This window comes from Pseudomonas sp. 9.2(2024), assembly GCF_039695385.1.
Taxonomy (GTDB): domain Bacteria; phylum Pseudomonadota; class Gammaproteobacteria; order Pseudomonadales; family Pseudomonadaceae; genus Aquipseudomonas; species Aquipseudomonas paraglycinae.
In genome coordinates this window covers 417,784-436,888 of record NZ_CP155585.1, presented here as the reverse complement: position 1 = coordinate 436,888, position 19,105 = coordinate 417,784, and the positions used below count along the sequence as shown (strand labels likewise).

19 protein-coding genes are annotated in these 19,105 nt (G+C 62.8%); 2 read left to right on the top strand and 17 right to left on the bottom strand.

From position 1 onward, the window contains the following. The 13 genes from pgaB to ABFB52_RS01855 all read right to left on the bottom strand — a co-directional run bounded on the left by pgaB (position 1) and on the right by ABFB52_RS01855 (position 13,768). Positions 1-1,998: a poly-beta-1,6-N-acetyl-D-glucosamine N-deacetylase PgaB gene (pgaB, locus tag ABFB52_RS01915; RefSeq protein WP_129973832.1), complete on the bottom strand. Its 1,998-nt coding sequence runs from the start codon at positions 1,996-1,998 to the stop codon at positions 1-3. A gap of 12 nt (positions 1,999-2,010) precedes the next feature. Further along, a complete protein-coding gene (gene pgaA / locus ABFB52_RS01910; RefSeq protein WP_129973833.1) occupies positions 2,011-4,491 on the bottom strand; it encodes a poly-beta-1,6 N-acetyl-D-glucosamine export porin PgaA in 2,481 nt (826 codons plus the stop codon). A 258-nt stretch (positions 4,492-4,749) separates the two neighbouring features. Further along, positions 4,750-6,255, bottom strand: a complete 1,506-nt coding sequence (locus ABFB52_RS01905) for a YdgA family protein (protein ID WP_129973834.1) — start codon at positions 6,253-6,255, stop codon at positions 4,750-4,752. Between the two features lie 199 nt (positions 6,256-6,454). Further along, on the bottom strand, positions 6,455-7,090 hold the full coding sequence (locus tag ABFB52_RS01900) for a hypothetical protein (protein WP_011331886.1): 636 nt from the start codon (positions 7,088-7,090) through the stop codon (positions 6,455-6,457). Between the two features lie 93 nt (positions 7,091-7,183). Further along, entirely contained in the window at positions 7,184-8,626 is a 1,443-nt protein-coding gene (locus ABFB52_RS01895) for a TolC family protein (protein WP_064382679.1), read from the bottom strand. Continuing rightward, positions 8,623-9,510 carry an HlyD family secretion protein gene (locus tag ABFB52_RS01890; protein ID WP_129973835.1) on the bottom strand — a complete coding sequence of 296 codons (888 nt, stop codon included), beginning with the start codon at positions 9,508-9,510 and terminating at the stop codon, positions 8,623-8,625. Before ABFB52_RS01890 ends, ABFB52_RS01895 begins: the two co-directional genes overlap by 4 nt. Then, the gene (locus ABFB52_RS01885; protein WP_007957657.1) at positions 9,507-9,716 is read right to left on the bottom strand and encodes a DUF1656 domain-containing protein; all 210 of its coding nucleotides are present in this window, start codon (positions 9,714-9,716) and stop codon (positions 9,507-9,509) included. The genes ABFB52_RS01890 and ABFB52_RS01885 overlap by 4 nt, the downstream gene beginning before the upstream one ends. Further along, positions 9,713-11,776, bottom strand: a complete 2,064-nt coding sequence (locus tag ABFB52_RS01880) for an FUSC family protein (protein ID WP_102687449.1) — start codon at positions 11,774-11,776, stop codon at positions 9,713-9,715. Before ABFB52_RS01880 ends, ABFB52_RS01885 begins: the two co-directional genes overlap by 4 nt. Then, entirely contained in the window at positions 11,773-12,201 is a 429-nt protein-coding gene (locus ABFB52_RS01875; RefSeq protein WP_011331882.1) for a MarR family transcriptional regulator, read from the bottom strand. The genes ABFB52_RS01880 and ABFB52_RS01875 overlap by 4 nt, the downstream gene beginning before the upstream one ends. 124 nt (positions 12,202-12,325) lie before the next feature. Then, positions 12,326-12,607, bottom strand: coding sequence for a type II toxin-antitoxin system RelE/ParE family toxin (locus tag ABFB52_RS01870; protein ID WP_039773012.1), 282 nt, complete (start codon positions 12,605-12,607; stop codon positions 12,326-12,328). Next, positions 12,597-12,842 (bottom strand): type II toxin-antitoxin system Phd/YefM family antitoxin, encoded by a 246-nt coding sequence (locus ABFB52_RS01865; RefSeq protein ID WP_039773014.1) that lies wholly within the window; start codon positions 12,840-12,842, stop codon positions 12,597-12,599. The genes ABFB52_RS01870 and ABFB52_RS01865 overlap by 11 nt, the downstream gene beginning before the upstream one ends. Before the next feature lie 95 nt (positions 12,843-12,937). Continuing rightward, the gene (locus ABFB52_RS01860; protein WP_039773016.1) at positions 12,938-13,180 is read right to left on the bottom strand and encodes a DUF2789 domain-containing protein; all 243 of its coding nucleotides are present in this window, start codon (positions 13,178-13,180) and stop codon (positions 12,938-12,940) included. 126 nt (positions 13,181-13,306) lie between these two features. Next, positions 13,307-13,768, bottom strand: a complete 462-nt coding sequence (locus tag ABFB52_RS01855) for a YbaK/EbsC family protein (RefSeq protein WP_007957669.1) — start codon at positions 13,766-13,768, stop codon at positions 13,307-13,309. Positions 13,769-13,964: 196 nt separating this feature from the next. Here ABFB52_RS01855 and ABFB52_RS01850 point away from each other — a divergent pair, with 196 nt between their 5' ends. Together ABFB52_RS01850 and ABFB52_RS01845 are read left to right on the top strand one after the other, a co-directional pair. Continuing rightward, positions 13,965-14,492 (top strand): NfeD family protein, encoded by a 528-nt coding sequence (locus ABFB52_RS01850; protein ID WP_085746279.1) that lies wholly within the window; start codon positions 13,965-13,967, stop codon positions 14,490-14,492. Between the two features lie 2 nt (positions 14,493-14,494). Next, positions 14,495-15,253, top strand: a complete 759-nt coding sequence (locus ABFB52_RS01845) for a slipin family protein (RefSeq protein ID WP_007957673.1) — start codon at positions 14,495-14,497, stop codon at positions 15,251-15,253. On the opposite strand, the gene ABFB52_RS01840 is transcribed toward ABFB52_RS01845, so the two are convergent. The 4 genes from ABFB52_RS01840 to ABFB52_RS01825 are packed head-to-tail and all read right to left on the bottom strand — an operon-like array spanning position 15,219 to position 19,066. After that, positions 15,219-16,193: a sulfotransferase family protein gene (locus ABFB52_RS01840; RefSeq protein WP_129973836.1), complete on the bottom strand. Its 975-nt coding sequence runs from the start codon at positions 16,191-16,193 to the stop codon at positions 15,219-15,221. The genes ABFB52_RS01845 and ABFB52_RS01840 overlap by 35 nt on opposite strands. Further along, complete coding sequence (locus ABFB52_RS01835) at positions 16,181-16,966, bottom strand: aspartyl/asparaginyl beta-hydroxylase domain-containing protein (protein ID WP_129973837.1); 786 nt, start codon at positions 16,964-16,966, stop codon at positions 16,181-16,183. Before ABFB52_RS01835 ends, ABFB52_RS01840 begins: the two co-directional genes overlap by 13 nt. After that, positions 16,963-17,568, bottom strand: a complete 606-nt coding sequence (cysC, locus tag ABFB52_RS01830; RefSeq protein WP_129973838.1) for an adenylyl-sulfate kinase — start codon at positions 17,566-17,568, stop codon at positions 16,963-16,965. Before cysC ends, ABFB52_RS01835 begins: the two co-directional genes overlap by 4 nt. Beyond that, complete coding sequence (locus ABFB52_RS01825) at positions 17,552-19,066, bottom strand: TolC family protein (protein ID WP_102717897.1); 1,515 nt, start codon at positions 19,064-19,066, stop codon at positions 17,552-17,554. Before ABFB52_RS01825 ends, cysC begins: the two co-directional genes overlap by 17 nt. Between the last annotated feature and the right edge of the window lie 39 nt (positions 19,067-19,105).

The window sequence follows — 19,105 nt, the reverse complement described above, 5'->3', positions numbered from 1 at the left end:
TCATGGGTTCCATTTGTTGGAGAGTGCAGGCCGCACGGTTTTCAGGTCCGGCAGATTCTCGAGGAAGTTGTCCGGGTAGTAGCCGAAACTGGTGGCGCCCTGACGCTTGAGGCGGCTCATCCAGTCGGCCAGTTGTGCGCCGTCGATGTCGGCCTGGTCTTTTTTCGTCCAGTCCCGGGCCTGCAGTTCGAACACCGTGCGATCCAGCGCACCGGGGCGCTGTTTGATCTTCGCCACCAGCGCTTCGAGCCACGGGCCGGATTGCGCCTGGGTCTGTTTTTCCATGAGCGGCATGGCCATCGGCGCCGTCCAGTCGTAAGTCCCGAGGAAGTCGTCGAGGTTCTGCGCGAACCACGCTTCGCTGTGCGGATTGAGCACCGGCTCGGCGAAGATGTTGCGCGCGGTGAGCACTTGCGGGCCACGAATCGCGCGCACCTTGGCGGTCAGTTCGTTGGTGAAGTCGATCAGGTAACGGCTCTTGAAGCGCGTCCAGCGCTGCATCGCCGCCGGATCGTCACGCAGAGCGGCGATCGAGCCCGGCAATCCGTTCTCGACATAGGCCTTCAGCGCCTGAGGGCCGGCATCTTCGAAGTCCGAAAGCACCGCGTCGTCGTGATAGAGAATGCCGTCGACCGAAGTCAGGCGTGCCACGTCTTCGTAGATCTCGCCGATGATCCGCCGCACCTCGGGGTCGAACGGCGACAGGCGTTTGTATTGATCCGGGTCGACAGCGGTCGTGCCGGTTTTCGGATCCCAGCGCGTCACCCGTGGCAGCTTCGAATCCAGTTCGAAACTCAGCACCGGCATCCACGCAAAGACCTTCACGTGAGCCCGGGTGCGCAGTTGCCAGGCGACACGGTCGAACAGGTCGGCACGCATCGGCAGATGACGGTTGGGGAAGTACAGCGAATGCACCAGACCATCGCCCTTCGGATCGGCGAAGGCTTGCAGGAACACGGTGTTGGCGCCCATGTCGGCCATGCGCTGGATCAGTTTGCCGAGGTTGATTTCCTGCTGCGCGGGATCCGGGTCGTAGACGTTGTCCAGGTCCACATGCACGACGCGCATGGTGAAATCCGATTGCACGCCGACCACACTATTGGCGAAGTGCTCGCCGTCAGGATCGGAAGCCACCAGGAAACGCGGCCCGCTCATCAGGTTGTCGAGGGCATCGAGGCCGTCATCGAGGGTCAGGGCCATTTCATAGCCCTCTTCGCTGACCACGGTCAGCGACGTGCCGTCCGCCGTGCCGTAAGGCCAGACCCAGATGCGCGGTTTTTTACCGGTGTTCTTGCGGATCTTCTCCGAGATCGCCTGCACGTCGGCGCGGATCCGCGCCTGGAAATCGGCTTCGGATTCGTAGCGCTTGCTCACCGGATCGTAGCGGCGAGTCGCGGCCGCCGGCTGCAGGTTGCCTTGCGGGTTGGCGAGGATGCCTTTGTGGCTGGCGTCGGTGTGGGCGGCGATTTCCACCAAGCCCGATTGCGAGATTTCCCGCACCTGAGCCCAGGTCAGGAAGTCCGAGCGCGGACGCGGCGTGCCAGCGAAGTCCACCGGTTGGTTCAGCGGCGTATCGATCCAGGTGCCGACCGGCGCCAGCAGCGCATGCCAGTTGTAGGCGCGCAATACCGGCAACACTCGGGTGTAGAAGCTTGAGTAACCGTCGTCGAAGCTGAGCAGGATTGCCTTGGGCGGCAGTTCCGGCCCGCCTTTGCGCGCGGCCATGATCTGATCGACCGTCACCGGTTTGTAGTTGTTCTCCCGCAACCAGGCGAGTTGCTCAAGCAGGCGTTCGGTGCGCACCGCCACCACCGCCTGATCGGGGTCACGGTCTTCGACGTCGTGGTAGGCAATGCCCAGCACGTGGTTTTTCGGCCAGGGCTTTTCATTGGCTGCCAGCGGTCGCTCGGACGGCGGCACGAAGGCCGGGGCTTGCTGGGCGCAGGCGCTGACCAGCAGCACTCCCAGCAGAAGGATGAAACGCGAAATCAAAGGCATCTTCAAACTCTTCTAGAAGCGGAAAGTGAGGTCGACGAGCAGACGCAGATCGGTTTCCCGGTCACCGTCGTAGGGCCGGTTGATCACGCTGAACAAACCACCCACCTCGAACACGTCGTTCCAGGCGTAGCGCTGGCCGTAACCGAGCAGTGCCATGCCGCCGGTGCCGTGATCACGCTGGCTGTAAGTACCCGCACCGGCCTGGAACTGCTGGCTCCAGACGGTTTCGTAGCGGTGGTACAGCACGTGATTGACGTTCAGCAACGGCATGACGCTGAAGTCCGACTTCGGGTTGAAGTACGGCACGTCATCGGACTTGGAGTTGTGGCTGGTGCCCACTTCCAGGCCCGCATCGACTTGCAGGTTCGGCGCGCTGTAGACGCCCTCTTTTCCGGTCAGCAAGGCTTCGACACGGTTGTTGCCGTCGCTGAAGTGCGACGGGCTGACCGCCAGCCGCCACTCGCGGCTCTCGTTGGCGCGCCAGCGGATGAAACCGCTGCCGCCGTTGGCCTTGATGTCGCTGTTGAGAGCCCGCAGCGGGGTCTCGGCCGACAGGTATTCGAGGCTGCCGCCGTATTGCCAGTGATCGTCGATGTCGCGGGCAATCGCCAGACGCGCGCCCTGCTTGTCACCGAAACCATAGGAATGATTCGACACCTCGGCTTCAAGGGTCATGTCGCGGGTGCGACGCTCCAGACCGACACGCTGGAAGCGGTGGTGGCCGGTGCCTTCGGCAAAATCGCCGGTGGCGTATCCGGCCCCGGCGAACACCCGCCAGTCTTCATCGATCGGCGGGCTGTAAAGGGTAGTCTGGATGCCGAAATCCCGGCTGCCGGTGACCGCGCCTGCATCGCCACCGCTGCCTCCGTTGGCCTTGCCGCCATAGGCTTCGACGCGCAGCTCGGACATGTCGTGCACTTCGCGTTCACGGGCCAGACGCTGGACCTGACGGTTGTCAGGAAAGCGCGCCACCACGTCATCGGTCAGCGCATCCATCTGCCGCCATTCCTGCAAGTCCATGGCGGTGCGGGCCTGCGCGACTTCGAGGCCCATGTCGCGCGGCGCGATGCTCTCGGTTTCCTTGAGCTGGTTTTCCGCGCGGCGCGGCCAGTTACGGGCCAGGTACAGATCGGCCTGGGCCAGGCGCAGGCCGATGTTGCCCGGCGCCTGATCCACCAGGGTCTGCAAACGTTCTTCGCCGTGGGGCAGGTCGGAACCGTAAGTTCCGGCCTGCGCCGCCAGTTGCTGGGCGTCCATCCATTCGTCGTTGGGGTTGCCGATCGGCAGGCCCTTGAGTTCGACGCGCGGCTTCTGCGCCCTGGCCTGATCTTCAGCGACTTTGCGCGCCTCTTCGGCGCGGTCGCTTTCCAGCAGCGCGTAATACAGAGCCGTGGTGTCTTCGAGTCGGTCGCCGACATCGGCGTCCGGCGCTGCCAGCACCTGACGGTAAAGATCGGTGGCGATTTCCGGCTGGCGCTGATCCAGATAGGACGCCGCCACCCAGCGCAGGGCGTAGGTCGGGATCTTCACGCCTTCGGCTTGCAGCTTCTGGTATTCGCTGATGACTTCGGCGGTGCGCGCCCGGGCCTTGAGCGCGCCCATGCGGTCGATGCGCCAGCGGGTCACGTCGTCGTGGGCCGTAGAGTCCGGGGTCCAGGTGGCGAGCAATTGGTCGTAGTCGGCCAGGGCGCGGTCGGCGATCACGTAGCGTTCTTTTTCGCTGCGGGTGGCCAATTCGGCGAGTCGCACGCGTTCCGCAGCCAGATCGCCTTCAAGACGGCGCAAGGTGACGGGATCGATCAGCCCTGGACGCTGTTTGGCCAGCCGCAGTGCCGGCTCCGGCAGACGCGCCTTTTGCAGGGCGACCACGTATTCGCGAGCGACCTCGGGTTTGTTGCCGGCGCGAACGAAAGCCTGGTCGTATTCGAACAGCGCGTCGTACGGCTTGCCGGCGCGATTCAGGGCGTAGCCCAGCGCCAGTCGGCGGGAAGGATCATCGGGTTTGGCGGCGACCAGCGAACGGGCGCGGATCACCCCTTCGTCGGGCTTGCCGGAGTCGGCCTGGGTCAGCGCCAGACCGAGTTGCAGGTCGGCGTTGTCCGGCTCCAGCGTCAGGGCCTTGTTGTAGACCTCGATCGCCTGATCCCAGCGTTTGAGGTTGCGGTAGGCCCGGGCGGTGGCGGTCAGCGCCTGAACCGGCAGTGCCCGGCCACGACCCTGAGTCTCGTAGACCTGCACCACTTCGGCGTCGAGCCCGGCCCAACCGGCAATTTGCAGGTGATCGCTGACCTGGCCGGTGGTGGCCTGGGCCGGCGGTACCTGACGCAAAACGGTCAGCGCGGGCGTGTAATGCCCGGCCCGGGCGTCGAGCACCATTTGATCGTAGGCCGTGTCGGCGAACGCGAACGCCGGCCAGAGCAACTGGCTGCACAGCGCGACTCGAAACAAAGGGCGTAAACCACGATGTAATACAGGAACATCAATACGCGGCATTCGTCAGCATCCTTACATGGCCAGCCGGGTAGCAACGCCCCCCCTTGCCCAATTCGTAACGGAGGCCAAGCAAAAAACACTCAGCCAAGCTTATCCAAGCAGTCTTGCACGCAAGCGTAGATCAATATTCAGAACACAATAATTGTTCAGATTCGTGACGAAGGATTTCCCGACCGGCCGCAAACCCGGACGCCAGACAGCAAAACGCCCGGCGTCTGCGGGTGCAGAGGCCGGGCGTTTCGGTGACGCGCGAGGCGTTTACTGAGGCTGTTCGATACTGCCGAACTTGCTCATCAGGAAGCCCACGAACTGCTCGACGGTCATCTTCTGGCCGTTGAATTCAACCTGATTGGCGGCGTAATGCAGCTTGGTGACAACGTTGGTGCCATCCAGTGTCGCCAACTGCGAACCAACGGCCATGCCGGCGAACATGTCAGCGCCAGCGCTGGCCTGGTCGACGATGGTCTTGGCATCGGTCTGGCCATCGATTTGCGCCTGGACGCTGAGCAGATCGACCAGCATCGGCTTGGACACCAACACATTGATGTCCAGCAGCGCGATCAACTGTTTGCCCAGTTGATCCGGTGGCAGGTCCATCGACGCAGGCTTGGTCAGATCAAGCACCAGATTCGCCCGGCTTTCGCCGTTGGCGGTTTTCAGCGACAGGTCTTCCAGTGCCAACTGCGGCCCGGCTGCCAGCAGTTTCTGCAGGTCGGCTTTGACCTGGGTCGACTCGGCCTCGGTCAGGTTCAGCTCCGGTGCCGGCAGGCCGGCGGCGGTGGCTTCGGCAGCGGCTTTTTCGTATGGCTGCAGCTTGGTCTGGTAGATCTGCATCAGCGACATGGCCGACGGGATGTCGAGGTTTTTCAGGCTCATGGCCAGGTTGGCCGAACCGATCTTCTTGTCGTTGAGGGTTACTTCAGCGACCTTGTAGTCGGCACGGCCGGAGGCGTTGCTGCCGTTCTCTTCAGTGCGGTTCTTCATCTCGAAGTTCTTCACGCCCAGTACCGACTGTTTGGCGCCGAAGGTGGTCTTGCTGCTGGTCAGTTCCAGGGTGTTCTCGCCGGTGTAATAGCCGTAGGTGCTCTTGGCGAGATTGCTGGCCAGGGTCAGGCCGTTGAGTTCGATCTGCACCGGCGTCTGGTCTTCGGCGACCGTGGTCAGGTGCAGGCTGTCCATGTAGCCGTCGGCCTTGACCTTCTGGGCCTGAGCGCTGGCGGAAATATCCATGTTCAAACCGGAAAACTTCAGGTTCGATTTTTCATCCAGCGCAGTTTCCAGTGGCAGCAGTTCGAGGTTGCCGGTAGTGGACTGGTCGTAGCCGATGTTGACCACACCTTTGAGCGGCGCCGCGCCCTTGGTGGCGGCAAACCATTTTTCGGTGATCGGGGTCTTTTCCAGCTCGTAGTGACTGGTGGCCATGACCGGCAGCCATTTCAGCGACACCAGTCGCGAGAACGGCAACGGACCGTGTTCGATGTGATCGACGAACAGCAGTTCGACCGGCGCTTCGCCGAACATTTCACCCTCGCCCTTGAGGCGATAGTGCGCGGTGCTGCTGAAGGTGTTGCGCTCAAGCGATACCAGCTCCAGCGATGCACTGCCGTTGGAGCCGGCCATGGCGGTCTGCAACTCGCTGTTGGCGTTGGCGACGGCGTTGTTCAGCACGCCTTCGATTTTGGTGCCGGTGTACCAGGCCCCGCCTACGCTGATGGCGCCAATGGCCACAACAATTCCGAGAAGCACGCCTGCTGATTTATTCATGAATGACCTGATCGATTTCCGTGGCTGAAAGTGTGGTCGTCTTCCCTGAACCCGTGACCGGGCCGTGGCGCGACTCCGCTGAATTTAGCGGTGGAGATTAGCACTGGCAGTGCGACGCGGCCCAATGTTTAAAGGTTAAAGAATGTCCACGAGACATGGACAAACAAAAAGATCGCCGGGTTCGGCGATCTTTTAATGATCAGGAATATTGCACCTCGATCTCATCGAGCTGATGGTCGAAGCTTTTCAGCCGTGCGGTCCAGGTGTACACCAACACTTCGAAATCCCGGTCGATCACCGCTCCGCCCGGCCCGTCGCTGCGCGGGTCGCAGAAATCCAGTTGATAACGCTCACGGGCCATGGCGGTTGCGACGTCCGACAGTTCGCGGGCGTTGTTGAGCCAGTGCCAGCCGTCGCCGGCGACTTGTCGGTCGAGGGCCAGACATTGTTTTTTCAGGGCTTCGAGGCTTTTTTCCAGCGGCGTGCCGGTGAGCTCGCCCATGACTTCGGCGAAGGTCCGCCCCGGCTGCCAGTAGCCGCCCCAGAAGTAGCGGTCGAATACGGTTTCGACTTTGCGCAGCGCGACCTTGGTGTCCCAGATCAGCAGCAGCGTCTTGCTTTGCTCAAGCTGGCGTTTTTTGAGTCGCTGGGTCTGCACCAGCGCCGATGCCACGACCACGATCGCCATGACCGCGATCAGCGCCACGGTGCTGTCGAGAAAGACCATTGCCTTGTCGATCTGGTGGGCCAGCATGATGCCGTAGAAATAGGTGGCCGACAGCAGCACCAGGGCTACCAGGGCGCACCAGAAGCCAAGAGCGTAAGGGTTTTTCATTATTGGTTTCCCCTAGACCTGCGCTAGCGATGTGCACTGAAAAGGCGCCTGGTTCGGGGCGCCCTTTCAATACTTCAAAGCATAGCAACGGCCTCAGGGTTTGCTGGCGCTCGAGGCTTGCGTTCGTCCGCTTTCCCAACCGCCACCCAGGGCAAGGAATAAATCGATCTGGCTCATGGCAACCTGGGTGTTGGCGGCGGCCAGTTGCGCAGTGACGTCGGTGTAGGTGCGGGTGGCCTGCAGGTCGGCGAGGAATGACTCGCGGCCGGCCTGGAAGAAGCGGTGCGTCTGGTCGGCCGCCAGCTTCGCCGACTGCTCGGCATCGGCCAGCGCATCGCGGCGTTGCAGCAGCGCGGAGTACTGGGACAGGCCGGTCTGGGTTTCGCGGATGGCGTTGAGCACCACGCCGTCGAAATGCGCCAGCGCGCCCTGGGTCGTGGCTTCGGCTTCGCGGATTCGGGCCCGGGCGCCGTTGGTCGGCACGCTCCAGCTCAGCGACGGGCCGAAGCCCCAGCGGTTGGTGGACGGTTTGCCAAGGTTGTCCAGAATGCCGACAGTGCCGATCGTCGCGCCGAAGCTGATGTCCGGGTACAGCTCGCCGGTGGCGATACCGATACCAGCCGTCGCAGCCGCCAGACGCCGCTCGGCCTGACGGATGTCCGGCCGACGCTTGAGCAGCGCAGCGCCATCGCCCACCGGCACCAACTGGGCGATTTTCGGCAGTTCGGCGCAGGTCGCGGTGCCGGCCGGCAATTGATCGACAGGCTTGGCCAGCAGCATCGACAGACGGAACAACCCGGCCTGCCGCGCCGCCTCATAGCGCGGCATGTCGGCGCGCAGGGATTTGAATTGGGTCTGCGAACGGGTGACCTGGGTTTCGTCGCCGCGCCCGGCATCGCGCAGACGCTGGATCAGGGTGGTGCTCTGGGATTGCAGGTCGAGGGAATGCTGGGCGATTTCCCGCTCCTCGTTCGCCGCGCAGACCTGGGTGTAGGCCCGCACCACGTCGGCGACCAGAGTGATGCGCGCGGTATCGGCAGCGGCCTGGGTCGCGTCGGCGTTGGCCTTCGCCGCTTCAATCCCGCGTTGCAGGGTGCCCCACAGGTCGAACTGGTAGGACGCGCTGATGCCGATATCGCCGATGTTGGCCACCGGCACTTTCTCCGGCAGCAGGAATGCCTCGCCGGATTCCTGCAAGCGTTGCGCGCCCATCTTCACGCCGCCGCTCCAGCCACCGGCCGCCTCGGCTTCATCGACCTGCGCACGGGCCCGCGACAGGTTCGCCGCTGCCACCCGCAGATCGGTGTTGGACGCCATGGCCTGCTGCACCAGTTGATCAAGACGCGGATCCTGATACAGCCGCCACCAGTCCGCCGGCACCGGGGCCGACACCACCGGTTTGCCGGCCACCGCCAGGTCGCCCTGGAAATCCTTGCGCTGGATCGCCGCGTCTTCGGGCACGTGATAATCCGGCCCGACCATCGAGCAGGCCGACAGCATCATGCCCAGTCCGGCGATCATCAGAGCCCTGCTCATTTTGCGGGCTCCTGCGGTTGATCGTCGATGATCGACACGGTTGCGGTACGCCCGGCGATCATGCGGAAGTCATCCGGTACGTCGTCGAAGGCAATGCGCACCGGAATCCGTTGCGCCAGACGCACCCAGCTGAACGCCGGGTTGACGTTGGGCAGCAGGTTGCTGCCGCTCGAACGGTCACGGTCTTCGATACCGGCGACGATGCTTTCGACGTGCCCGCGCAGGCGAGCGCGGTCGCCGATCACGCGGATATCCACCGACTGGCCGATATGGATGCCGTCGAGTTTGGTTTCTTCGAAATAGCCGTCGATGTGGAACGAATTGCTGTCGACCACCGACAGCACCGGGCGCCCGGCGGTGACGAATTCCTGCGAGCGCGGTGCACGGTCGTTGACGTAACCGTCCACCGGGCTGCGGATCACCGAGCGGTCGAGGTTGAGCTGGGCGCTGTCCACCGCGACCAGCGCTTCGGCCAGGGCCGATTGCGCGCGGGCCACTTTCGACAGGCTTTCTTCCAGCTGTTCGGCTGGCACCAGATTGCCCAGACCACGGTTACGCTTGGCTTCACGCTGCGCCTGAGCCAGGGTTTCTTCGCGATCGGCTACCGCGGCCTTAGCCTGGCGCAGCGCCAGTTTGAAACGGTCCTGGTCGATGCTGAACAGCACCTGGCCGCGTTTCACCAACTGGTTGTCCTTCACTTCGACCTGTTGGATCAGCCCGGACACGTCCGGGGCGATCTGCACGATGTCGGCGCGAATGTGGCCGTCGCGGGTCCAGGGCGCAAACATGTAATACATCACCATGCGCCAGACCACGACGACGGCGAAAGTCACGATCAGCAGCGTCAGGACGACGCGACCGAGGGTCAGAAACGGTTTTTTCATGTCATCAGGTATCGACTGAGTGAATCCACGCCGTACAGCATCACGGCGTAGAGAGCCACGTTGAACAATGCCCGGTGCCAGACCAGACGGTAGAAATGCAGGCGTGTGAGCACGCCGTGTACCAACACAAACAGCACATAAGTGATGCCCATCAACACCAGCAGGGTCGGCAGGAAAATGCCGCTGATGTCCAGATCACCGATCATAGGGGCGCTCCTTCGGGCAGCGGTTCTTCGGGCTCTGCGTTGGAAACGAATTCCACGCCGGGCAACAGCGCCAGGCGCAAACCGCTCAAGGCGTGCAACAGGTTGAGCCGGGTTTCTTCATCGCCGTGGCCGTTGAGCGCGCGGCGGGTGCGATCCATGGTCATCAGCAAGGCACTGGGCGCCGGCAGGCGTTCGCCGGCCTTGAGGCAGGCCCGGAAATACTCGCCCACCTCTGCCACCACCTGCTTGAGCAGCGCGTTCGGTGCGCCCGTCACTCGCGGTGTGTACGCGAGCAGGTCGAGCAGGTTCAGCCCCACGCGCACTTCGCGCATGGCGATGCCGGTGTCCTGGCCAGTCAGCGCCAGACGCGGCAGGTGCTGCATCAGGCGGTCGAGCAGTTGCACGCCAAGCTGTCGGTGTTCGGCGAGGTTGGCCGGTTCGGTCATGCTGACGATATCTTTCCAGCTGAAACGGGTCAGGCGCTTGGCCGCCAGTTCGGCGCCGAACGGCCGGGCGATCAGCGTCCAGATAAACGCAAACAACAACCCGATCGGGCCCGCCAGGTTGGAATTGACGAAGGCAAAGAAGTCCGCGTCGTAAGCACCGGAAATGCTGATGAACGACGAAGTGTTGACCAGCGTCAGCAGCATGCCGAGGTAGAAGCGTGGCTGCACCGTCAGGGTGCCGACACAGATGAACGGCACCGCGAACGCCAGCACCAGCATCGGAAAGTCATGCAGGTTCGGCAGCACCAGAAACAGGTACAGACTGGCAAACAGCACCGACATCCCGGTCCAGAAAAAGAACCGGTAGATCTGCGGCGCCGGGTCGTCCATCGAGGCGAAGAAGCTGCACGAGACCGCCGCCAGAATCACCGCGCTGCCACCGTCGGTCCAGCCCAGCAGGATCCACAACACCGAGGCAACGATGATCGCCAGAATGGTCGAGGCCACCGAATACAGCATCAGCCCGCGGTCGATGAATGGCGTCAGGCGACCGAGGCGCCAGTGACGATACACCGCGCGCCAGCTGTCCTGGCGCTCGCACAGGATTGCGTCCTGCAGACTGCGGCAGTCCTGCCACAGATCGATGAATTCGCCGAGGCGATACAGCGCGTTGGAAAACAGCAACTGTTTGCGATCTTCCAGGGCTTCGGCGCTCGGTTGCAGCGCTTCGAGCTGATCCCGCAGCGCTTGCCAGCGTTCCAGATCGGCGTCTTTGTGGCCGAGCCATTCGCGGGTCGCGGTGAGCAGCGGGGCGAATTTTTCCACCAGCTCGGGCGTGCGCCGTTCGAGGGCGTACAGCGAATCTTCAAGGGCATCGATCACCGGCAGCAGATGGATCATCCGCCCGCGCAGTTCCTTGGTGTTGCGCACCGTCTGCGGCCGCGCACCCTCGTGCGGCAACTGGCCGATCATCAACTCCAGGCTGTTGAAACTGCCGACCATCGCCATGCGCAGGGCTGCGACCTCTTCGGGCTGCACGTCGCGGCTGAGGAATTTAAGGCTGTAGGTCGTGGCGTCGGCGAACCATTTGCCCACGGCGTCGTTGAACACCGGCGCCAGGCGTCGTGGCCAGAACATCGCGCCGACCACCGCCGCCACGGCGATGCCGAGAAAGATCTCTTCAGTCCGCGACTCGGCCACGTCCCACACCGCCAACGGGTTATCCACCACCGGCAGGGCGATCAACGGCAAGGTGTAGCCGGCCAGCATCAGCGCGTAGTTGTTGGCGGTGCGCAGGTGCAGGGACAGGAACAGCAGAATCCCCGTCCACAAGGCGATGACCACCACCAGCACGTAAGGGCTTTGGACGAACATCGGCACGAACAGCACCGCCGCCGCCGCACCGAGAAACGTACCGATCGCGCGATACAACGCCTTGGAACTGGTCGGGCCGAGGAACGGACTGGAAACGATGTACACCGTGGCCATCGCCCAATAAGGACGCGGCATCTGCATGAGCAAGGCGATGTACAGCGCGGTCATCGAGGCCGCGAACGTGCGGATCCCGTAGAACCAGTCTCGCGCGGGGGGCATGCCGGAAAAAAACCCGTTCACGGATTGATCACCGTTGGCGGAGTGGCCGCCTCAAAAGCTCTCAGTACCCGAAGCGTAGCCTCCAGATCGCGCTGGTCGATGCCTTCGAGCACTTCATGACGCAGACGCACCAGTTGCGCCTCCACCGCTTGCACCAGCTCACGGCCGGTGTCGGTCAGGCTCAGGCATTTGGCGCGACGGTCCTGGGCATCTTCGGTGCGGCAGACAAACCCGGCGTGACACAACTGATCGAGCAGGCGTACCAGCGACGGCGACTCCATCCCTGCCGCCTGCGCCACCTGCACCTGGCGCACACCCTCGCCCAGCCGCCCGATCATCAATAACGGGACGGCGCAGGCTTCGGAGATTCCATAATTGACCAGCGTGGTCTGGCAGATCTTCCGCCAATGCCTGGCGGCCACCACCATGGCACTGCTGATGTTCATCTGGAGAGCGTCGAGGTTATTCGGCACGAGGGAATGCACACACTGTTAGTTTGCTAACTATCAATATCGCATTGGTGGGGAAATTCAGTCAAGTTTTGAAACAAATTGGGTTGCGTGCTTCAACTCAACGTCTTTTCGCGTTTTCGTAGACGTCGCTTCGCTCGCGCTTACCCACGGCGACTACCGAGACAACCACCCGCTCTTCGATCACTTGGTAAACCAGTCGATAACCGGACGCTTTGAGTTTGATCTTGTAGCAATCAGGCATGCCGTGGAGCGAGTCAGCCGGAATACGCGGACGCTCAAGACGCTCAGCCAGCTTCTTTTTAAATTGATCACGCAGCGTATGACCCAGTTTGTTCCACTCTTTGTGAGCGGAAGGCAGAAATTCGAGCTTATAGGTCATCCAGGCTTACCGGTATGGGAGTCTCGTGACTGCGAGAACGAACGATTTCTGCCAACTCGAGATCATCGAGCCGCTCCATCATGGCTTCGTAAACGTCAGCCGGCACCATGTAGCCCATGACCCGGTTGTGATTCAGGACAGCGACTGCTCCTCCGTGCGCGCCGTTTAGCACTGCGGAGGGGTTTTTTTTCAGTTCAGAAACACTGACAGCCATATCGGCCAGAACACTTTGCATAATAAAAGACCTCAATTGAGGTCGTAATTCTGGTCTAAGGAAGCATTACTGGCAACCGGATGAGTCGATTCAGCTTACGAACGGCAAGCTGATAATTACCCCCGCCCCTTCCTCAACATCACATCCAACTGATCCACCACCTCCGCCCAATCCGCATCATCGAGAATCTCGTCGCGCAGGAAATCCGCCTGGCTTTTGCTCCAGAAAAACGCGTCGCACAGGTGCAGTTCCGGTTTGAGCGGGGAATGGGTGGCGATGAACTGGTCGATGCTGACCGGGTCGTTGTCCAGGCCGAGTTGCTTGAACAGGGATGGGAGGCTGTGCGTCGGGTTTTCCATTGTTCTGGTCCTTTGAAGATTCAGTGGATGCAAGAATTTCGCGAGCAGGCTCGCTCCCACAGGCTCAGCGCAGGACCTGTGGGAGCGAGCCTGCTCGCGATTAGCGTCGTCAAAAGCGCCGCAAACCTACTGACTCAACTCCCGCACCTGCGCATGCGGCACCATTTTCAGGAATTCGGGCATGCTCATGTGCAGCAGGTTGTTGTGGTTGCCGGCTTCCAGGTAGATGTCTTTCTGCCGGGTCAGCAGCGGGTCGATGACCATGTCCAGGCCGTAGGAATCGCCCAGTGGCGGTACGGCACCGCGTTCGCAGTCGTCGAAAATGTGCGCCAGATTGCTTTCGCGGGTGATTTGCCATTCGCCGCTGCTGCGCACCTTGCTCAAGTCCAGGTGGCGGCTGGCGGGCAGCACCGCCATCAGGTAGTGCCCGTGGCGGTCGTCCAGAATCACCGATTTGGCCACCCGCTCTGCGGCAATCCCGGAGACCCGCGCCGTTTCCAGGCTGCTGGACGAGTGCGGGTGGGTGACGATGTCATATTCGCATTGCGCCCGGTTGAGGCTGCTCTGCACTTTCTTGGCCATACGCATGATGCACCTCGGTGCCCGCCGACGCTGCGCGGCGGACGGTAATGAAACGCTGTGGCTGTCCTTGAAAGTCTAGTCCGGCGGGCCGCGAACACCGGGAAATCCGCCCACTGGCGGGGCGGGCAAACTGGTTAAAAATCATCCAGCCGCAGCCTCAACTAGACTGTAAGAACAAGTCCTGACTCTCGCGGAGGGTCACGTGAACATCCGTTGCTGTGCGCTTGCCCTGTTGCTGCTGAGTGGATCGGTGGTTGCGGCGGACGGTCCGTTTACCGCCGTCAGTCCGGTCGGCCTGTGGCTGATTACCTTGGGCATCACATTTCTGATCGCCGAAGCCGCGCTGCCCAACTACGGGCTGATCGGCCTCGGCGGTATCGTCATGTTCGTGATCGGCGCGCTGATCCTGAGCAACGCCGAACTGCCGGTGCCGATGATGATCGGCCTCGGGTTGGTGAGCGCCCTGTTGCTGATCGCATTGCTGATCCGCGCCCTGAAAACCCGACCGCGCCAACCGGTCAGCGGCGATGCCGGCCTGCTCGGCAGTGTCACGGCGGTGACGGTGGTGCAACCGGAAGACAGCCGCAACGGCTGGGTGCAATTACAAGGAGAACGCTGGCAGGTGCTGAGCGCCACGCCGCTGCACACCGGGCAACCGGTGCGCGTGGTCGGGCGCAAGGGTCTGTTGCTGCAAGTGGCCGCGACTGACGCGGCACCGCTCGGAGAGTGATCATGGGTCTGCAAATCGGTTTTGTCGCGCTGCTGCTGTTGCTGATCGCCCTGGCCGGCTCGACGTTCCGCATCCTGCGCGAATACGAACGCGGGGTGGTGTTCCAGCTCGGACGCTTCTGGCAGGTCAAAGGGCCGGGGCTGATCCTGCTGATCCCGGTGGTGCAGCAAATGGTCCGGGTCGACCTGCGCACCATCGTCCTCGACGTGCCGCCACAAGACGTGATCACCCGCGACAACGTTTCGGTCAAGGTCAACGCGGTGCTGTACTTCCGCGTGCTCGACCCACAGAAAGCGATCATCCAGGTCGAGGATTTCCTCATGGCCACCAGCCAGCTGGCCCAGACCACCCTGCGTGCGGTGCTCGGCAAACATGAGCTGGACGAACTGCTGGCCGAACGCGAACGCCTGAACATCGACATCCAGCAAGTGCTCGACGCCCAGACCGACGCCTGGGGGATCAAGGTCGCCAACGTCGAAATCAAGCACGTCGATCTCAACGAATCAATGGTGCGCGCCATCGCCAAACAGGCCGAAGCCGAACGGGAACGGCGAGCCAAGGTGATCCACGCCGAAGGCGAATTGCAGGCCTCGGAAAAACTTATGCAGGCCGCCGAAATGCTTGGTCGCCAGCCCGGCGCCATGCAACTGCGCTACATGCAGACCTTGAGTTCGATCGCCGGCGACAAGAGCTCGACCATCGTCTTTCCGTTGCCGATCGAACTGCTCAAGGGGATGGCGGATCTGTCGGCGAAATCGTAAGCGCGCGCAAGCGTTCCAGCGCGGCATAGGGCGCACGGGCGCAATCTTCGATCCGTGCCCGCAACAGCGCCGATGCCTCCCGGCGTTTGTGTTCGCCATCGACGACAAAGGGTTGTGACGGCTGCTTCGCGTGCTGCGCCGTCGCTGTCAGCGCCTGTTCACACTGCGTGGCGCTGAGCCCGAAAAACCGCGCCAGCCGCCCGCTCATCGCGTCGGGCAATTCGCTGTAGTTCAGCGCCAGCCCGGCAGAATCACGGCAATGCACCCACCCCGCCTCCAGCAGGCGCCCCAGCCGCCGGGCGATGAAATCCTCGCTGCCCTCGAACGGCAAATCGTCGTCCAGCACACAATCGCCGAGTGCACCCGGCACCATGTGCAGGCCGGGGCGGCGCAGGTGCGAGACGGCGATTTCCAGCGGATCGCGATAGACAAACAGCCAAGGCGTATCGGGAAAGCATTCCTGCAGCAACGGCCATTCGCCGATGTTCCAGGCGTCGAGCTTGATCACCAGCCGCTGCTCCGTACCGCACCGCCGCTGACCGTACGCCGAAAGCAATCCGGCGATGGCCGCGCGGCGTTCTTCGTCCGGCAGCTCGCTACGCAGCAAGGCATCGAGGGGCGGCGGCTCCGAGCCCACGATGTGATCGTCGAGCCGGGCGAGCATCTGGCTGATCAGCGTCGAGCCGCAACGAGAGGCGTGCAGGATGAAGGCACTCGGCGGCAGACCCGGACTGAGCGCCTGCCAATCCATGAGCGCCGACAAGGGCGTTTGCCGGCGGAACGCCTGATTGAACGGCAGGCGCAACGCGTCTTCGACGGCTTCACGAAAGAACGGCTGATGCAGCGGCGTGTCGCCAAACCAGCACCAGTCGACCTGCCATTGCCCGGCGGTTTTCCAGATGCGGATCGGCAGCCAGCCGTCGAAGTTCACAGACGCCATTGTTCGTTCCATGACCGACGACCATTGCGCATCGCCGCCAGCAGTTCCTCACGGGAAAAATGCAGGCCTCGTTCAGCGGCCAACGCCAGCGTCTGGACGGTGAATGATTCGGGGTCGTGCAATGCCTGCAACGTTGCGGACAGCAACGGATCCGTGACCAGCAACCGTTGAAATCGCTGCAGCGCCGTCTCCGCGCCATCAGGCAGCGGAGTGCTCGGCAAACCGTCAACAATCATCTGCTCCAGCCAGGGCGCGGGGCGGCAATCGAGCACCAGATGAACCCGAACCGTGCTGTCGCGATTGTCGACCCGATGCGGTCGGGCGAGATCGAGAAACCAGCATTCTCCCTTCGCCATCGGCATCCGCTGGCCGTCGAGCCAGAAGTCCACGGCAGGCGGACTGAGCAGCGGAATGTGCAGGCGCAAATCGGCGTCCACGCCCTCAAGGTCGTAGTCGCGATGCTCATGAATCTGCCCGCCCGGGCCCAGTCGCAACAACCGAGCACTGACGATTTCCAGCGGCAGATCCCGCAGGGCCTGCTGCCAACGACCATCATTCAGCCAAGGGGCGCGTCGTACGGGTTCGGCACTGCCGGGGGACAGTTCGGTCAGCGCATCGGCGGCGGAAATCAGCGCCACGCCGCTCCAGTCGCCGGCGAAATAAGCGGTGTTGAAATGACCGCGCCAGGCAGCGTCTTCAATCGCCGCCAGCGCCTGCAACAGCAACGGCAGATCCACCGTCACTGGCAACCGTGAGAACGCCGGCCGGCTCATGCCTTGGGCAACACCGCGGATTCGCCGAGCCAGGTCAGCAACCGGTCGAGACAGGCTTCGACCGTCAGCGTGCCGGTGTCGAGCACCAGCGAAGCCTGGGCCGGTGCCTCGTAAGGCGCCGACACGCCGGTGAACCCGGCCAGCTCGCCACGCCGGGCCCGGGCGTAATGCCCTTTCGGATCGCGCTGCTCGCACACCGCCAGCGCGGCGCTGCACCAGACTTCGCGATAGTCCTCGCTCAAACGGCGGGCAAACACTTCGCGCAGTTCCGCCAACGGCGCGATCATCGCCAGAATCACGATCTGCCCGTTCTCCACCAGCAACGCCGCCAGCTCACTGGCGCGGCGGATGTTTTCCAGGCGGTCGGCATCGGTAAAACCCAGGTCACGGTTGAGCCCGACGCGCAGGCCATCGCCATCGAGCACCACACTTTGCAGACCACGACTGAACAACTCGGCATGCAACGCCTGGGCAAGGGTCGATTTGCCTGCCGCCGGCAAGCCGGTCAGCAGCATCGCCGTGCCGCGATGGCCGTTGCGGGCCTCGCGTTGGGCACGGCTGATGCTGGCAGTCGGCGCCAATACGTCACTGCGCGGCGGCATGGGCCACCGGCAGCGAAATATCCCCCGAGGCCCACGCGGCTTCGCGGTTGGCCAGGGCGGTGGCGATCGACTGGACTTCGGTCGACTGCACCTGATCCGGCAGCGGATCGAGGCCGGCGCTGGCGAAGATCTGGCCATAGGCATTGCGCAGATCGGCGTAAGACAGGTCACGCCGCAAGTCGGCCTGCAAGGTGTTGAGCTCGCCCTGAATCAGGTCCAGCTCACCAATGCCGTCGGCCTGACGACGGTTACGCAACTGACCGACAATTTGCCCGTCGATGTCCGACAGTTGCTGGTTGGTCTTGAACTGGCGCAGCGCCTCCTGATAGTTGGCATTGGCCACGTAGAGCTGCGCCAACACCGCAATCGACATCGCCTGACGGCGTGCAGCAGCGACTTCTTCACCGGCCTTCGCCACATCGATAGCCGCCGGGGCAGAGATCACGTTGAACAGGTTCCAGGTGACTTTGACGCCGTAGTCGGCCCAGCCCTGTTCGACCAGGAACGAGTTGCTGTCGTAGTGCCCGCCGGCGGAGAACTCCAGGCCCGGCAGCAGACGCAGCATGGCCTTGCGGGTTTCGGCGGCGCTGATCCGGGTCTGGTAGTCCTGCTCGCGCAGTTCCGGGCGGCTGGTAAGGGCTTCCTGTTCGAGCTTGCTCAGATCGACCTTGAGTTCCGGGATCCGGTAACCGTCATCGGTGGCCAAGGTCAGGTTGGTGCCCAGCGGCAGGTTGATCAGGGTCGCCAGTTCGGTTTTCGCCAGCGACAGCGCGCGGCGTTGTTCTTCCAGTTGCCGGGTCGCCTCGATCAGCGAACGCTGGTAACCGAGCGACTGCACCGGATCGCCGATGCGCTGTTCACTCATGCTTTCGCTGTTGCGGCGGGCGGTGTCGACTCGCGCCATCAGGCTGTCGATCTGCTTGAGCAGGCGTTCGGCAGCCATCGCCCGCCAATAGGCCGAGCGCACGTCCTGAACGATGGTGTTGATCACCTTGCGCCGGCGCTCCTGAACGATCAGGCGCTGGTCGCCCTGCTGCTTGGCGCTGATGTAGCTGACACCGAAATCGAGGACGTTCCAGACCATGGTCAGGTCGGCGACGTCGCGGTCGCGGTCCTGAGAGGTCGACGGTTCCAGGGACTGGGTGCCGGTGCGCACACTCTGGCTGCTGGAGGCGCTGACGTTGTTACGTCCGACGTAACCGGCGTCCAGCGCCATGCGCGGCAGCATGTCGAAACTGGCGAGGTCGAGCTGCCGCTTGGCCAGCGCTTCCTCCATGATTTTCAAGCGGCCTTCGAGGTTGTATTTCACCGCGCGGGCCATGGCCTGGTGCAGGGTCAGCGGACCGCTCAGCGGCTCCTGGCCCTTGTACATGCTTTGCAGGTCGGCCCGGGCCCTTTGTTCACTGACACTGCGTTCGATCGGTTCACTGGTCACTGCACATCCGCTGATCGCCAGCGCCAGCAGGCTGGCGCCGAACAACTTCTGACTTTTCTTCATCCCTGGATCGCCCCTAGGTCCCGCACATATGTGAGTTGT

Coding starts and splice junctions, on each gene's coding strand:
- ABFB52_RS01825 (WP_102717897.1), bottom strand. CDS start 19,066: ATGAAGAAAAGTCAGAAGTTGTTCGGCGCCAGCCTGCTGGCGCTGGCG.
- ABFB52_RS01845 (WP_007957673.1), top strand. CDS start 14,495: ATGGGTCTGCAAATCGGTTTTGTCGCGCTGCTGCTGTTGCTGATCGCC.
- ABFB52_RS01840 (WP_129973836.1), bottom strand. CDS start 16,193: ATGGCGTCTGTGAACTTCGACGGCTGGCTGCCGATCCGCATCTGGAAA.
- ABFB52_RS01875 (WP_011331882.1), bottom strand. CDS start 12,201: ATGAACATCAGCAGTGCCATGGTGGTGGCCGCCAGGCATTGGCGGAAG.
- ABFB52_RS01865 (WP_039773014.1), bottom strand. CDS start 12,842: ATGCAAAGTGTTCTGGCCGATATGGCTGTCAGTGTTTCTGAACTGAAA.
- pgaB (WP_129973832.1), bottom strand. CDS start 1,998: ATGCCTTTGATTTCGCGTTTCATCCTTCTGCTGGGAGTGCTGCTGGTC.
- ABFB52_RS01855 (WP_007957669.1), bottom strand. CDS start 13,768: ATGCGTATGGCCAAGAAAGTGCAGAGCAGCCTCAACCGGGCGCAATGC.
- ABFB52_RS01895 (WP_064382679.1), bottom strand. CDS start 8,626: ATGAGCAGGGCTCTGATGATCGCCGGACTGGGCATGATGCTGTCGGCC.
- pgaA (WP_129973833.1), bottom strand. CDS start 4,491: ATGCCGCGTATTGATGTTCCTGTATTACATCGTGGTTTACGCCCTTTG.
- cysC (WP_129973838.1), bottom strand. CDS start 17,568: ATGCCGCCGCGCAGTGACGTATTGGCGCCGACTGCCAGCATCAGCCGT.
- ABFB52_RS01885 (WP_007957657.1), bottom strand. CDS start 9,716: ATGATCGGTGATCTGGACATCAGCGGCATTTTCCTGCCGACCCTGCTG.
- ABFB52_RS01860 (WP_039773016.1), bottom strand. CDS start 13,180: ATGGAAAACCCGACGCACAGCCTCCCATCCCTGTTCAAGCAACTCGGC.
- ABFB52_RS01900 (WP_011331886.1), bottom strand. CDS start 7,090: ATGAAAAACCCTTACGCTCTTGGCTTCTGGTGCGCCCTGGTAGCCCTG.
- ABFB52_RS01835 (WP_129973837.1), bottom strand. CDS start 16,966: ATGAGCCGGCCGGCGTTCTCACGGTTGCCAGTGACGGTGGATCTGCCG.
- ABFB52_RS01890 (WP_129973835.1), bottom strand. CDS start 9,510: ATGAAAAAACCGTTTCTGACCCTCGGTCGCGTCGTCCTGACGCTGCTG.
- ABFB52_RS01870 (WP_039773012.1), bottom strand. CDS start 12,607: ATGACCTATAAGCTCGAATTTCTGCCTTCCGCTCACAAAGAGTGGAAC.
- ABFB52_RS01905 (WP_129973834.1), bottom strand. CDS start 6,255: ATGAATAAATCAGCAGGCGTGCTTCTCGGAATTGTTGTGGCCATTGGC.